The sequence below is a fragment of the Cupriavidus sp. 05T313 genome, from assembly GCF_056396665.1.
This window is the reverse complement of sequence record NZ_JBFTLX010000189.1, coordinates 1-14,021: the sequence shown is the minus strand read 5'-3', so window position 1 is coordinate 14,021 and position 14,021 is coordinate 1. Positions and strand designations below refer to the sequence as shown.

Genomic DNA, 14,021 nt, shown 5'->3' with positions numbered 1-14,021 from the left:
CCCCCAAGGCATCGTAATCGACTGCAAATTAGTAAAACTCTTAATCGCCTCCTGCACACCCTCCTTATAGCCAAGCCCCGAATCCTTGATCCCCCCAAACGGCGTAAGTTCGATACGATAACCAGGCACTTCCCACAGGTTGACCGTACCCACCTGCAACTCATCCGCAAAGCGGGCAAAGTCGTCCATCCGGTTGGTGCATACCCCCGAGGACAAACCAAACGCGGTGCCGTTGGAAATACGGATGGCGTCATCGATATCCCGGAAGGTAATAATGGGCGAGACCGGCCCAAAGGTTTCCTCGCGCACCACCGTCATGGCCGGATCGACACGATCGATCACCGTAGGCGAATAGCGCGCGCCGTCGCGAAGATTGCCCAGCACCAGCCGCGCCCCCTGCGCCACCGCCTCCTTCACGCGGGACTCGAACAGCGCGGCAGCCTCGGCGTCGATCACGGTGCCCATGTCCACGGTACGATCCATCGGGTCCCCATATTTCCAGGCACGGGTCTTTTCCACCACCATCTCGGTGAAGCGGTCGGCCACAGCCTGGTGCACCAGCATGCGCTTGACCGCAGTGCACCGCTGCCCGGAATTCTTGTACGAGCCCTGCACCGCCAGGTCCGCGGCGCGTTCCAGGTCGGCGTCGTCCATCACGATCAGCGGATCGTTCCCGCCCAGTTCCAGCACCACGCGCTTGTAGCCAGCCTTGTTGGCGATGTACTTTCCGATGCCGACGCCTCCGGTGAAGGTGACCAGGTCCACCGAGGGATGGGTGATCAGCTCGTCGGCGATTTCGCGCGGGTCGCCCGTCACCACCTGCAGCATCTGCGGCGGCAGGCCGGCTTCATACAGTATGTCGGCCAGGTAGTAGGCCGACAGCGGCACCTTTTCCGACGGCTTGAGCACCATGCGGTTGTTGGTGGCGATGGACGGCGCCACCTTGTGCGCGACCTGGTTCATCGGATGGTTGAACGGCGTGATGGCGCAGATCACGCCGAGGAACGGCGAGCGCTGGGTCATCACGCGGCGCTTCTTGCCGTGCGGGGTCAGGTCGCAGGAGAACAGCTGGCCGTCGTCGCGCAGGGTTTCGTTGGCGGCAAAGCCAAGCACGTCGGCCACCCGGCCGATCTCGTAGAGCGAGTCCTTCTTGCACAACCCGGATTCGAGCGTGATCAGGTCCGACGCTTCCTCCACCCGCTCGCGCAGCAGCGCGGCGGCGCGGTTGAGGATGGCGGCGCGTTCGAAGCGGGTCAGCGTGGAGCGGTACGCGCGCGCCACGGCAAAGGCATGCCGCACGTCTTCCACGCTGGCCATCGGCACGGTGCCGACCAGCGAGCCATCGTAGGGGCTGCAGACTTCGATCACGCGCTCGCGCGTCATCTTCTTGCCGTCGATGCGCAGCGCTTCGGCGCGGAAATGCGGGCTGACCTGGCCGGCGGAAAACTGGGGGGCATTCATGTCGGTTCTCGCGTCAAGGATTCGGGCGGATTGGGGCTGCGCTCAGTGCAGGTGATTGAGCGCGACATCGAAGATGTCGAAGTTGCGTAGCTGCGCCTTGCCGGGAATGCCCGCCGTGGCGCGGTTGAACACCAGCGGCACGGTCTGCTCCGACACGCCGCCATGCGAGCGCAGCGGCGCGTCCAGGCCGGACAGGTCGTGCCGGCTCTGGCTGGTGCCCAGTACCACATGCTTGCCGCTGACGATCACGAGATCGCCCACCCGGTCCGGCGGCAGTTCGAAGCGCGCGCAGGCCTCGGCGTTATCGAGCACGCTTTCGATGCCCGGCAGCGCCGCCAGCCGTTCCTTGAGCGCGGCGCGGTCGGCATCCTCCGGCAGATAGACAGTGGCATACGAGCCCAGCGCGCCGTGGTGCACCACGTAGGGATCGGTGATCGGCAGGATCACGCGCGCGCCGCCCGCCTCCACGCCGCGGCCCAGCCACGCATCGAGCTGGTCCTGCAGGTAGATCACGTTGGGGGCCTTGGTGGCGTCGTCGTGCTTTGCGTTCATGCCGTGGTCGGCGGTCAGCGCCACCACGCAGCCGAGCRCGTCGAGCTGCGCCAGGTATTTGTCCATCATGGCGTAGAAGGCGTTGGCGCCGTCCGAGCCAGGGGCGAACTTGTGCTGGATGTAGTCGGTGGTGGACAGGTACATCAGGTCCGGCCGCCGCGTTTCCATCAGCCGCACGCCTGCCGCAAAGACAAACTCGGACAACGCCGCGCTGTACACGTCCGGCACCGGCATGCCGACCAGTTCCAGCACGTTGTCGATACCGTTCTCCTCCACCGTGGCCTGGTCGGCCTTCTCCGAGGAAAAGCAGATGCCGCGCATGCCGTAGCCGAGCAGGCGGCGCAGCTTGTCCTTGGCGGTCACCACCGCCACGCTGGCGCCGGCGTCGGCAAAGGCGGCCAGGATGGTACCGGCGCGCAGGTACTTGGGGTCGTTCATCATGACTTCCTCGCCGCGCCCGCCGTTGGCGCTGCGGTCGAAGAAGTAGTTGCCACAGATGCCGTGCACCGCCGGCGGCGCCCCGCACACGATGGAGAGATTGTTGGGGTTGGTGAAGGTGGGCACCACGCACGCCCCGCGGAAGCTGGCGCCTTCGGCCAGCAGGCGTTTCAGGTAGGGCGCGCTGCCGCTGGCGGCGGCCGCTTCCAGGTAATCGAACTCACAACCGTCCACGCAGACCACCACCACGGGCTGTTTCATCCATTGGTAGGTGCGCTGATTGACAGTGATGCTCGGTGCGGCGACGCTGGAAAGATTCGGGTTCGACATATCGGGGGTTCCTGTGCGGGAGAGGAAAAGCTTCAGGGCGTATGGGTAGCGGCGCCGCCATCGACGGCGGCATGCATGCGGGCGCGGCCACGTTCCACGTGCTCGCGCATCAGCCTGCCGGCCAGCTCCACGTCGCGCCCGGCAATGGCGGACACGATCTCGCGGTGCTCGCGGGTCGAGGTGGGAATGGCGTTGCTGTCGGCGGACAGCGCCTCGCGCCGGTACAGGGTGAGTTCCTTGACCAGGCGCCGATAGGTATCCACCAGCTTGCGGTTGCCGGCGAGCTCCACCATGCGGTCGTRCAGGGCGAGGTTGAGGCGGGTGTATTCGTCGAGATCGCGCGCGGTGCTGGCCGCGCCCATGGCCTCGATCAGCGCGCGCAGCTCGCGCACGCCTTCGGCCGTGATGTTGGCGGCGAGCAGGCGGCCCACGTATTCGTCCAGCACCGCGCGCAGCGCATAGATTTCGTCGGCTTCTTCCAGGGAGATGGCGCGCACGAACACGCCGCGGTTTTTCTCGGTGCGCAGCAGGCCGGCCTGCTCCAGCGCCCGGAAGGCTTCGCGCAGCGGGCCGCGCGACACATTGAACTCGCCCGCGAGTTCGATTTCATTGAGCCTGGCGCCGGGTAGCAGACCGCCGGACACGATGCGCATTTCAAGCTCGCGCTGCACCAGGGTGGTCAGCGACTGGCTCTGCAGGATCGCAATATCGCTCGACTGAGCGGCTGGCCGTGACATGAAGACTCCTGATTCGGGACCATCGAAATTCCTGGTTGTCATTAAAGCAAGCAGTTTGTATATTGTCAACAAACCAGGTACCGATGAAGAGCACGAAACGCCGCCCAGCATCCCGTGAAAGTCCGGGCACACGTCTTGCAAGCGTTGTAAAACAAGGGTTTAACGGTGATATGTGGTGATGCGATGGTGGTGCAACATGCCCCAAAGCGCTGCAACAAATTCACCAAATTGACACACAATACAACCTAAAATGCCACAAGGAGCCCCACATGAAAGCGACGTTCAAGTTCGTTCCGCACCTGGCCGCCGGCGCCCTCGCCCTGTGTTGCGCCAGTACCGCGATGGCGCAGAAGACCACCCTCACCGTCTATACGGCGTGGGAGATCGAGACGCTGAAGCCCTACGCCGAGGGCTTCGCCGAGGTCGCCCCGGACATCGAACTGAAGTACGTGCGGGATTCCACCGGCGTGATCACCGCCAAGGCGCTCGCGGAAAAAGCCAATCCGCAGGCCGACGTGATCGCCGGGCTGGCCGCATCCAGCCTGGAACTGCTTAAACAGGAAAACATGCTGACGCCTTACTCGCCAAAGGGCTTCGACCGTCTCACCCGCGACTACAGCGACAAGGCCACGCCACCTAACTGGGTCGGACTGGACGTATGGGGCGCCACCATCTGCTTCAACACCGTGGAGGCCAAGAAGCGCAACCTGCCCAAGCCGGAAACCTGGCGCGACCTGACCAAGCCTGTCTACAAGGGCATGATCGTGATGCCCAACCCGGCGTCGTCCGGCACCGGTTTTCTCGACGTGACCGCGTGGCTGCAACTGTTCGGCGAGCAGGAAGGCTGGAAGTACATGGACGCGTTACACGAAAACATCGCCCAGTACACGCACTCCGGCTCCAAGCCGTGCAAGCAGGCCGGCGCCGGCGAGTTCCCGATCGGCATCTCGTTCGAGCTGCGCGCGCACAAGACCAAGGCCTCGGGCGCGCCCATCGACATGATCTTCCCGACCGAGGGGCTGGGTTACGACATCGAGGCCGCCGGCATCGTCAAGGGCACCAAGAAGCTGGAGGCCGCGCAGCGTTACCTGGACTGGCTGGCCAGCAAGGAAGCCAATGAACTGTTCGCCCGCGACTGGGCCATCGTGGCCTATCCCGGCATCGCCAAGAAGGTGGAGAGCATCCCTGTGAACTACGAAAAGATGCTGGTCAAGAACGACTTCAGCTATATCGCCAAGAACCGCGAGCGCGTGCTCAACGAATGGCAGAAGCGCTATAGCGGCAAGTCGGAAAAGCAATAAGGCAAACAATAAGGCAAACAATATGGCCGCCAGCGCGCACGGGCACGACGCCATGCCCGTGCGCGGCAGCGAGCCAAGCCAGCCCTCACCCCCACAAGAGGCGACACACCATGCAAAACATGACCGCCAGGCTCGATAGCTACCTCAGCCTGCAAGGCATCCAGAAGCGCTTCGGCGGCTTTACCGCCCTGCAACATATCGACCTGGAGGTACGCCAGGGCGAACTGCTGTGTTTCCTCGGGCCCTCCGGCTGCGGCAAGACCACCTTGCTGCGCATCATCGCCGGACTGGAATCGCAAAGCGCCGGCACCATCATCCAGGCCGGCCGCGACATCTCCACCCTGCCGCCAATGGAACGCGACTACGGCATCGTGTTCCAGTCCTACGCGCTGTTCCCCAATCTCACCGTGGCGGACAACGTGGCCTATGGCCTGGTCAACCGCCGCATGCCGCGCGCGCAGCGGCAGGAGCGCGTGGCGGAACTGCTGACCATGGTCGGCCTGCCCGAGCGCGGCGGGCAGTACCCGGCCCAGCTTTCCGGCGGGCAGCAGCAGCGCGTGGCCATCGCCCGCGCGCTGGCTACCTCGCCCGGCCTGCTGCTGCTGGACGAGCCGCTCTCCGCGCTGGACGCACGCGTGCGCGGGCGGCTGCGCGGAGAGATCCGCGCGCTGCAGCAGCGGCTGAACATCACCACCATCCTGGTCACGCACGACCAGGAAGAAGCACTGTCGATGGCCGACCGCATCGTGGTGATGAACCAGGGCGCCATCGAGCAGATCGGCACGCCCGCGCAGATCTACCAGCGCCCTTCCACGCCGTTCGCAGCCGATTTTGTCGGCCGCACCAATATGCTGGCGGCGCGCGTGGGCGGCGACGGCGAACTGCACTTTGGCGGCACGCGCATGCGCTGCGCGACGCCGCCCGGCTGTTGCACGGATGAATCCGTGCAGGTGTTCTTCCGGCCAGAGGATGTCTGCGTGCGCGGCATCGAGCAGCACGGCGGCAACGTGCTGGACGCTACCGTCGACAAGATCGAGTTCCTGGGCGCGTTTTCCCGCCTCACGCTCAGGTTGCCGGACACGGGCGGCCACTGCGCCACGCTCTACGCGGATCTTTCGCTGAACGACCTGCACGACTTGCGCCCCAGCGCCGGCGATTTGCTGCGCCTGGCCATTCCCGCCGACCGCATCCGCATCTTCCGCCAAGCATGAGCCTCAGCCTATCCACCGCCCCGGTGGCTGAAGCCACCCCCGCCGCCACCCGCGTGCGCGCGCACTGGACCGACCGCCTGGCGCTCGCCCTGCTGGGTGTGGCCGCGCTGGCCCTGCTGTGCTTCGTGCTGGCGCCCATCGTGATGATCCTGGCCAAGAGCGTGCAGAACCGCGCCGGCAGCCTCGCCGGCCTCGCGCACTTCCGCGCCTACCTGGAGTCTCCCGCGCTGCTGCGCTCGGTGTGGAACAGCGTGTGGGTATCGGCGCTGGCCACCGCGCTGACCGTGCCGCTGGCCTTCGCCTTCGCCTACGCGCTCACGCGCAGCCGCATCGCCTGCAAGGGCATGCTGCGCAACCTGGCGATGATCCCCCTGCTGGCGCCCTCGTTGCTGGCGGCGATCTCCTTTATCTTCTGGTTCGGCAACCAGGGCCTGCTCAAGCCGTACATGGGCGAGACGCAGATCTACGGCCCGCTGGGCATCGTCGCGTCGATGGTGTTCGCCACCTTCCCGCATGCGCTGATGATCCTGATCACCGCGCTGTCGCTGACGGACGCGCGCCTGTACGAAGYGGCCGACGCGCTCGGCACCTCCACGTTGCGGAAATTCCTCACCATCACGGTGCCCGGCGCGCGCTACGGGCTGGTCAGCGCGGCCATGGTGGTGTTCACCTATGCGATCTCCGACTTCGGCATTCCCAAGGTGATCGGCGGCAACTTCCATATGCTGGCCACCGATATCTACAAGCTGGTGATCGGCATGCAGGATTTCTCGCAGGGGGCGGTGGTATCGCTGATGCTGCTGGTGCCAGTGGCCGTCACCTATTACATCGACGCGCGCGCGCAGCGCCGCCAGATGGCGCTGATGACCGCCCGCTCCGTGCCGTACGTGCCGCGCCGCAGCCGGCGCTTCGATCTCTCCATGGCCGCATTCTGCTGGGTCATGGCAGCGCTGATGGTGGCGGTGATGGGCATGGCGATCTATGCATCGTTCGTCAAGCTGTGGCCCTATGACTTCTCGCTCTCGCTCGATCACTACCGGGTTGGCCTGGTGGAAGGCGGCGTGGTGGACTCGTACTTCAACAGCCTGCGCCTGGCGATCGCCTGCGCGCTGCCGGGACCCGTCTTCATCTTCAGCACAGCCTACCTGCTGGAGAAGACACGCGGGCTGGACTGGCTGCGCGGCTTCGTGCGGCTGATGGCGGTGCTGCCGATGGGCGTGCCGGGGCTGGTGCTCGGACTGGGCTACATCTTCTTCTTCGTGCCGGCGGCCAACCCGCTCAACGTCATGTACCAGACGCTGGGCATCCTGGTGCTGGTGACCATCGTGCACTACTACGCCTCCTGCCACCTGACCGCGGTAACGGCGCTCAAGCAGCTCGACAGCGAGTTCGAAGCCGTTTCCGCCTCGCTCAAGGTGCCCTTCTACACCACCTTCCTCAAGGTCACGGTGCCGGCCTGCCTGCCCGCCATCCTGGACATCTCGCGCTACCTGTTCATCAACGCCATGACCACCGTATCGGCGGTTGTCTTCCTGTATGGCGCGGATACCAAGCTAGCCTCAGTGGAGATCGTCAATCTCGACGAAAGCGGCGACATCGGTCCCGCTGCCGCCATGGCCACGCTGGTGGTGCTGACCTCCGCCTTCGCCTGCCTGCTGTACTACCTGCTGCAGCGCGTGCTCGATGCGAAGACGCAGGCCTGGCGGCAATCCGGCCGCAACGACTGACGCAACCCAACGGCATTCCATGCCCACGAGGCACGGAAGCCATCACTCCAACGATCCCAATCCCTGAATCCATCCCTGGAGCACAACCATGATCCGCGGCAACGACCCCATCCTGCTAACCCCCGGCCCCCTCACCACCTCGCTCGCCACCAAGCAAGCCATGCTGCGCGACTGGGGATCCTGGGACACCAGCTTCAACGCCATCACCCGCAGCCTGTGCGACGACCTCATCGCCATCGTGCACGGACAGGGCAGCCACGTCTGCGTGCCCATGCAGGGCAGCGGCACCTTCTCGGTGGAAGCCGCCATCGCCAATGTCGTGCCGCGCGACGGCAAGGTGCTGGTGCCGCAGAACGGCGCCTATTGCCAGCGCATCCTCAAGATCTGCAAGGTACTGGGCCGCGCCAGCGTGGAACTGCCGATCCCCGAAGACCAGCCGGCGACCGCCGCGCTGATCGAAGCCGCGCTCGCCCGCGATCCGTCGATCACCCATGTGGCGCAGGTCCATTGCGAAACCGGCGCCGGCGTGCTCAACCCCCTGCCCGAGATCGCCGCGCTATGCGCGCGCCTGGGCAAGGGCCTGATCGTGGATGCCATGAGCTCCTTCGGCGCGCTGGACATCGACGCGCGCACCATGCCGTTCGACGCGCTGGTGGCGGCCACGGGCAAGTGCATCGAAGGCGTACCGGGCATGGGCTTCGTGCTGGTGAAGAAGACCGTGCTGGAAGCCAGCCAGGGCAACAGCCATTCGCTGGTGCTGGACCTGTACGACCAGTACACCTATATGCAGAAGACCACCCAGTGGCGCTTCACGCCGCCCACGCACGTGGTAGCGGCCTTCCGTGCCGCGCTCGACCAGTTCCTGGAAGAAGGCGGGCAGCCTGTACGCGGTGCGCGTTATCAAGCCAACTATGAAACGCTGGTGAGCGGCATGGCGGAACTGGGCTTCCGCCCCTTCCTCTCGCCCACGGTGCAAGCGCCAATCATCGTAACGTTCCATGCACCGTCCGATGCGCGCTATGACTTCAAGACCTTCTACGCCAAGGTACGCGAACGCGGCTACATCCTCTACCCCGGCAAGCTGACACAGGTCGAGACATTCCGCGTGGGCTGCATCGGCGCCATCGACGCCAACGAGATGCGCAACGTGGTGAGCGCAATCGACGAAACGCTCCGCGAAATGGGCATCGAGATGAAGGCACCGCTGGCGCGGGCGGCTTGAGGCATTTGCAGAGCCGTCGTCCGGGCAAACGCCCGCCCCCTCTCCCGCAAGCGGGAGAGGGGAGTGAACCAGTGGATGGCAAACGGCGGCTCGCCGGCAGAAGCGGGTACCGGACGAAAGCCCCAACGCTTGATGTCCAGGGACATCAAACAACAGCGGTGCCACCAGAACAACGATTCGGTGTAGCCGTGTGCTGCGCCTTCAAGGGCGGGCCACACCCCAGCGCGATGCGAAGCGAGCCGTCAAGGTGTACCAGGCCGTATGGGGCGCCTTCTTTGCCTACTTTCTTGGCAAGACAAGAAAGTAGGTCGCCGCCCCACAGGGGTGGTGAAACTGCCTTTGACTTTAGGCTTTTGACGTTAAGCGGTTGCATCAAGCCCCCAAGCCCCCCCCCAAATGCCCCTCCCCCCCGACTCCCCCGCCACCCCCTTCCTAGCCGTCATGCTCTCCGCGATCATGCACGCCTCCTGGAACGCCATCGTCAAGATCGGCGGCGACCGCCTATCGTCGATGGCGCTGATCGACAGCTTCTGCTTCCTCGTGGCATTGCCAATGGTATTCCTGGTACCGCTACCCGCCCCCCAGGTTTGGCCCTTCCTCCTCGCCACCGTCACACTAGAAGTCGGCTACAAACTATCGCTGGTAGCCGCCTATAACCGCGGCGACTTCAGCCAGGCCTACCCCCTGATGCGCGGCTCCGCCCCGTTGATGGTCGCCATGATCCTCCTGCTGACCGGCGCCGAGCGGCTCGGCCCCGGCGGCTATGCCGGCATCGCCCTGATCTGCATCGGCCTGGTCAGCCTGGTACGCTGGCGCAGCCAGTCCCCCGACCTGATGGCCTTCGCCCTGCTGGCGGGCGCCTGCCTGGCCGGCGGCACCGTGATCGACGGTACCGCGGTCAAGCGATATGGAGACGTCTTCTCCTATATCGCCTGGCTGCAGTTGCTGTCGCATATCTTCATGCCCGGCTTTGCCTTCAGCCAGCGCGGGCGAACGCTGCTGACCCTGTTCCGCCAGGAGTGGAAACGCGCCTGGATCGGCGGCATCAACCGCGTGGGTTCCTACGCGCTGATGCTCTGGGCCATGACGATGGCGCCAGTGACCAAGCTGGCGGCGCTGCGCGAATCCAGCGTGATCTTTGCAGCGCTGCTCGGGCATTTCCTGCTACGCGAGCCGTTCGACAAGCGCCGCCTGGTAGCGACGGCGCTGGTGGTGGCGGGCATCGTCACGCTGCAGTTGGCGCGCTGATYGCGGACACCCGGCGCATCTGCCTCCCGATCAACGCGGCGCACAGGGCCGACACCACACCGGCGAAGACCGCATAGGCGCAGATCTGCCACGGCGCTCCGCCGCCGCTCTTGAGCAAGGCGGTGGCAACGATGGGCGTGATGCCGGAGGCAAAGATGCCCGAGAACTGGTACACGAAGGAGATGCCGGTATAGCGCACCCTGGCGTCGAACAGCTCGCAGAACAGTGCGGCCTCCGGCCCGTACACGGCCGCGTAGAAGATACCGAAGGGCACCACGATGGCCAGCCAGAGCAGCATCACGTTCTGCCCGCCGTTGAGCATCAGCCAGAAGGCCGGGAACGAGGAGAAAGCGGTGATCAGCGAGCCCCAGAAGTAGACACGCGTGCGCCCGATGCGATCCGACAGGCCGCCGAAGAACGGGATGAAGAAACACATCACCACCGCGGACGCCATCACGCCGACCAGGGCCTGGGTACGCGAGATGTGGATGGTCTGGGTCAGGTAGGTGATCGAGAATACGCCGAAGATATTGAAGAACACGCCGTCGATATACCGTGCGCCCATGCCCTTGAGGATATTGCCCGGATAACGCCGCATCATGTCGACGAAAGGAATCTGCGTCTCGGCGTTCTGTCGCTTGACCGCGGCGAACTCCGGCGTTTCCTTGACGTTCAGGCGGATATACATGCCGACGAAGACCATCGCCGCCGACACGATAAAGGCAACACGCCAGCCCCAGGCGAGGAACTGGGCGTCCGTCAGCAGCAGCGAGAGCAAGGCGACCACGCCCGATGCCAGGCACAAGCCGATCGCCAGGCCGATCTGCGGCAGGGAGGCGTAGAAGCCCTTGCGGTGCGCCGGCGCGTATTCATAGGCCATCAGCACCGCCCCGCCCCATTCCCCGCCCAGCCCGATCCCCTGGAAGACGCGCAGCAGCAACAGCAGCACGGGTGCCCACAAACCGATGCTGTCGTAGGTCGGCACAAGCCCGATCAGGAATGTGGACACGCCCATGATCATCAGCGTCATCACCAGCATGCTCTTGCGGCCGATGCGGTCGCCGAAGTGGCCGAAGATCACGCCGCCAAGCGGCCGCGTCAGGAACCCGACCGCAAAGGTTGTGTACGCCAGCATGGTTGCCACCAGCGGATCGCCGGCCGGGAAGTACAGCTTGTTGAACACAATGCCGGCGACCACGCCGTAGAGGAAAAAGTCATACCACTCGATGGTGGCGCCGATCACCGACGCCATCACGACCTTGCGAATCGCCTTTTCATTGGGGCTTGCCATCTTTGTCTCCTCACACAGGTAAGCGGCGCCCGCTGGAATGATGTGATTGTTGAGCGCCGGGGCTTGCAGAAAAACAGCGGGACCTTCCTCCTTTACCGGGGCATCATGCCGCCGCGCCGACCGGTACCTCCCGCCGCGCGTCTTCCAGGATGAAATCGGCGGCGCGTTCGGCCACCATCACCACCGGGACATTGGTGTTACCCGACACCAGCGCCGGCATGATCGAGCAATCCACCACGCGCAGGCCCGCCACGCCATGCACGCGCAGGCGGGCATCGACCACCGCCAGCGCGTCGCGGGCGGGCCCCATGCGGGCCGTGCCGGACGGATGGAAGATGGTGGCGCCGTACTGGCGGCAAAAATGCAGGATCTCGTCGTCCGAGCGCACCGCATCGCCGGGCCGGAACTCGCGCTTCATCAGCCCGCGCATGGGTTCGGCCTGGGCCACGCTGCGCGCGAACTTCACCGCCGCCACCGCGCTGCGCTGGTCCAGTTCGGTCGAGAGATAGTTCGGCTGCATGGACGGCGGCTCGAAGGGATCGGTCGACTTGATGCGCACCGATCCCCGCGATTCCGGCCGCAGCTGGCAAACCGAATACGTGCAGCCGGAGAACGGGTGGACATTGCCGCCCGCCATATCCGCGGACAACGTGGAGAAATGGAACTGCGTGTCCGGCGTAGCGCTTTCGTCCGGCAGGGCACGGCAGAACATGGCGCCCTGGTTGATGCCGATCGCCAGCGGCCCCTTGCGGAACAGCAGCCATTCCAGCCCCATGCGCGCCTTGCCGGACAAGGTGCGCAACTGGTCGTTGGTGGTGATCGGCTTGGAGACTTCGTAGATAAGCCGGACCTGGAGGTGGTCCTGCAGGTTTTCCCCGACACCAGGCAAGGCGTGCACCACCTGCACCCCCAGCGATTGCAGCAGCGGCGCGGGGCCGATGCCCGACAGTTGCAGCAACTGCGGCGATTGCAGCGCGCCGGCGCAGAGCAGCACCTCGCGCCGCGCCAGCACGGTGCATGACCTGCCGCCTTGCATGTAGCGCACGCCGATGGCGCGCCGCCCCTCGAACAGGATCGCGGTGGCATGCGCGTCGGTCTCGATGCGCAGGTTCGGCCGCCCCCGCGCCGGGCGCAGGTAGGCGACCGCCGTGGAACAGCGCCAGCCCTTGCGCGTGGTCAGCTGATAGTAGCCGGCGCCTTCCTGCTCGCCGGTGTTGAAGTCCTCGCGGTAAGGCACGCCCAGCCGCTGGCCTGCCTCGATGAAGGCATCCACCAGCGGATGGCGGCTGTCGATGGAAGTGGCATTGAGCGGCCCGGCCGTGCCGTGGGTGGGCCCYTCGCCGAGGTCGTTGTTCTCCAGCTTGCGGAAGTACGGCAGGCATTCATCCCAGCCCCACCCGGGATTGCCCAGCGCGGCCCAGTGATCGTAGTCCTGCCGCTGGCCGCGCACGTAGATCAGGCCATTGRTGGCGCTGCATCCGCCCAGGGTGCGCCCGCGTGGCCAGTAGATGCGGCGGTCGAGCATATTGGGATCAGGGTCGGTATAGAAGCCCCAGTTGACCGTCTTGTGGAACATGGTCTTGCCGTAGCCGATGGGGATGTGAATCCACGGATAGCGGTCGGGAGGACCGGCCTCCAGCAGGCAGACCGCATGCCGGCCGTTTTCGCTCAGGCGATTGGCCAGTACGCAACCGGCCGAACCGGCTCCTACCACGATGTAATCAACGGTTTGCGACATCGTCGCTGTCTCCTTGTTATCTGCCGCCAGGGCCAGTCATGCCCTTTGCTGCCGTTGGCGGCGCCACTTATACTGAAACGAATTGTTCCGATCTTATGAACGAGAACCCAGAATAAGAAGGCAAATTGTGAGGAGACACAGAATATGAAACAGAATGTGCAATTTCCGTTTCAGAATCGCAGCGCAGCAGAGAGCACGAAGCCAGCCGCCGACGACGAGGACCGCACCCTGCGGGCGCTGACGGTGCTGGAATGCCTCGCGCGCGCCCAGCATCCGCAGACCCTGGCGCAACTGGCGCAGCGCCAGCGCATGCCCAAGACCACGCTGATGCGCCTGCTGCGCGCCATGGAAAGCGCCGGCTTTGTCGTGCAGATGCCCGCGGAGCGCGGCTTCATGCCCGGCCCCAGGGCAGCCGCGATTGCGATGCAGACACTAAAAGGGCCACCAATGCTGCGCGAATGCCGCGCCATTCTTGGCCGGCTGGTTGCCAGCCTTGGCGAGACCTGCAACCTGACCACGATGGACGGCGACCATGTGCTCTATGTGGAACGGGTGGAGACGGATGAGCCCCTGCGCCTGCAACTCTCGCCGGGCATCCGCGTGCCCCTTCACTGCACGGCGAGCGGCAAGCTGTTCCTGGCGGCCATGTCGCGCGCGGAGCGGCAGCAGACGTTGCGGCGCCTGGAAATCCGCGGCTATACGCCGCGCACCCTGACCGACATCGGCGCGCTCGACACTGAACTGGACCGCCTCGGCGCCCAGGGT

Annotated in this window: 11 protein-coding genes; 6 read left to right on the top strand and 5 right to left on the bottom strand. The window is 65.1% G+C overall.

All coding sequences use genetic code 11. The features are described from left to right. The 3 genes from phnY to AC1DKD_RS30235 all read right to left on the bottom strand — a co-directional run. Nucleotides 1-1,461, bottom strand: a 1,461-nt coding sequence (gene phnY / locus AC1DKD_RS30245) for a phosphonoacetaldehyde dehydrogenase (protein ID WP_477144072.1), incomplete at its 3' end; no start/stop codon positions are given. Nucleotides 1,462-1,503: 42 nt separating this feature from the next. Then, nucleotides 1,504-2,781: a phosphonoacetate hydrolase gene (gene phnA / locus AC1DKD_RS30240; protein WP_477144071.1), complete on the bottom strand. Its 1,278-nt coding sequence runs from the start codon at nucleotides 2,779-2,781 to the stop codon at nucleotides 1,504-1,506. A 32-nt stretch (nucleotides 2,782-2,813) separates the two neighbouring features. Further along, nucleotides 2,814-3,518 (bottom strand): phosphonate utilization associated transcriptional regulator, encoded by a 705-nt coding sequence (locus AC1DKD_RS30235; protein ID WP_477144070.1) that lies wholly within the window; start codon nucleotides 3,516-3,518, stop codon nucleotides 2,814-2,816. Nucleotides 3,519-3,787: 269 nt separating this feature from the next. On the opposite strand from AC1DKD_RS30235, the gene AC1DKD_RS30230 reads away from it, so the two are divergent. The 5 genes from AC1DKD_RS30230 to AC1DKD_RS30210 all read left to right on the top strand — a co-directional run bounded on the left by AC1DKD_RS30230 (nucleotide 3,788) and on the right by AC1DKD_RS30210 (nucleotide 10,227). Beyond that, nucleotides 3,788-4,819 carry a putative 2-aminoethylphosphonate ABC transporter substrate-binding protein gene (locus AC1DKD_RS30230; protein ID WP_441635858.1) on the top strand — a complete coding sequence of 344 codons (1,032 nt, stop codon included), beginning with the start codon at nucleotides 3,788-3,790 and terminating at the stop codon, nucleotides 4,817-4,819. A 110-nt stretch (nucleotides 4,820-4,929) separates the two neighbouring features. Next, the gene (locus tag AC1DKD_RS30225) at nucleotides 4,930-6,030 is read left to right on the top strand and encodes a putative 2-aminoethylphosphonate ABC transporter ATP-binding protein (RefSeq protein ID WP_441635860.1); all 1,101 of its coding nucleotides are present in this window, start codon (nucleotides 4,930-4,932) and stop codon (nucleotides 6,028-6,030) included. Beyond that, a complete protein-coding gene (locus AC1DKD_RS30220) occupies nucleotides 6,027-7,757 on the top strand; it encodes a putative 2-aminoethylphosphonate ABC transporter permease subunit (protein ID WP_477144069.1) in 1,731 nt (576 codons plus the stop codon). Before AC1DKD_RS30225 ends, AC1DKD_RS30220 begins: the two co-directional genes overlap by 4 nt. Before the next feature lie 88 nt (nucleotides 7,758-7,845). Beyond that, nucleotides 7,846-8,979 (top strand): 2-aminoethylphosphonate--pyruvate transaminase, encoded by a 1,134-nt coding sequence (locus AC1DKD_RS30215; protein ID WP_441635864.1) that lies wholly within the window; start codon nucleotides 7,846-7,848, stop codon nucleotides 8,977-8,979. A gap of 396 nt (nucleotides 8,980-9,375) precedes the next feature. Next, the gene (locus tag AC1DKD_RS30210) at nucleotides 9,376-10,227 is read left to right on the top strand and encodes an EamA family transporter (RefSeq protein ID WP_428180524.1); all 852 of its coding nucleotides are present in this window, start codon (nucleotides 9,376-9,378) and stop codon (nucleotides 10,225-10,227) included. Here AC1DKD_RS30210 and AC1DKD_RS30205 read toward each other — a convergent pair. Both AC1DKD_RS30205 and AC1DKD_RS30200 read right to left on the bottom strand, forming a co-directional pair. Beyond that, nucleotides 10,205-11,518 (bottom strand): MFS transporter, encoded by a 1,314-nt coding sequence (locus AC1DKD_RS30205; protein WP_477111535.1) that lies wholly within the window; start codon nucleotides 11,516-11,518, stop codon nucleotides 10,205-10,207. The two genes, AC1DKD_RS30210 and AC1DKD_RS30205, sit on opposite strands and share 23 nt — an antisense overlap. Before the next feature lie 103 nt (nucleotides 11,519-11,621). After that, complete coding sequence (locus AC1DKD_RS30200) at nucleotides 11,622-13,256, bottom strand: GMC family oxidoreductase (RefSeq protein WP_477144068.1); 1,635 nt, start codon at nucleotides 13,254-13,256, stop codon at nucleotides 11,622-11,624. 144 nt (nucleotides 13,257-13,400) lie between these two features. On the opposite strand from AC1DKD_RS30200, the gene AC1DKD_RS30195 reads away from it, so the two are divergent. Beyond that, the coding region (locus AC1DKD_RS30195) for an IclR family transcriptional regulator (protein WP_477144067.1) at nucleotides 13,401-14,021 on the top strand (621 nt) is incomplete at its 3' end.

Coding starts and splice junctions, on each gene's coding strand:
- AC1DKD_RS30230 (WP_441635858.1), top strand. CDS start 3,788: ATGAAAGCGACGTTCAAGTTCGTTCCGCACCTGGCCGCCGGCGCCCTC.
- AC1DKD_RS30225 (WP_441635860.1), top strand. CDS start 4,930: ATGCAAAACATGACCGCCAGGCTCGATAGCTACCTCAGCCTGCAAGGC.
- AC1DKD_RS30215 (WP_441635864.1), top strand. CDS start 7,846: ATGATCCGCGGCAACGACCCCATCCTGCTAACCCCCGGCCCCCTCACC.
- AC1DKD_RS30210 (WP_428180524.1), top strand. CDS start 9,376: ATGCCCCTCCCCCCCGACTCCCCCGCCACCCCCTTCCTAGCCGTCATG.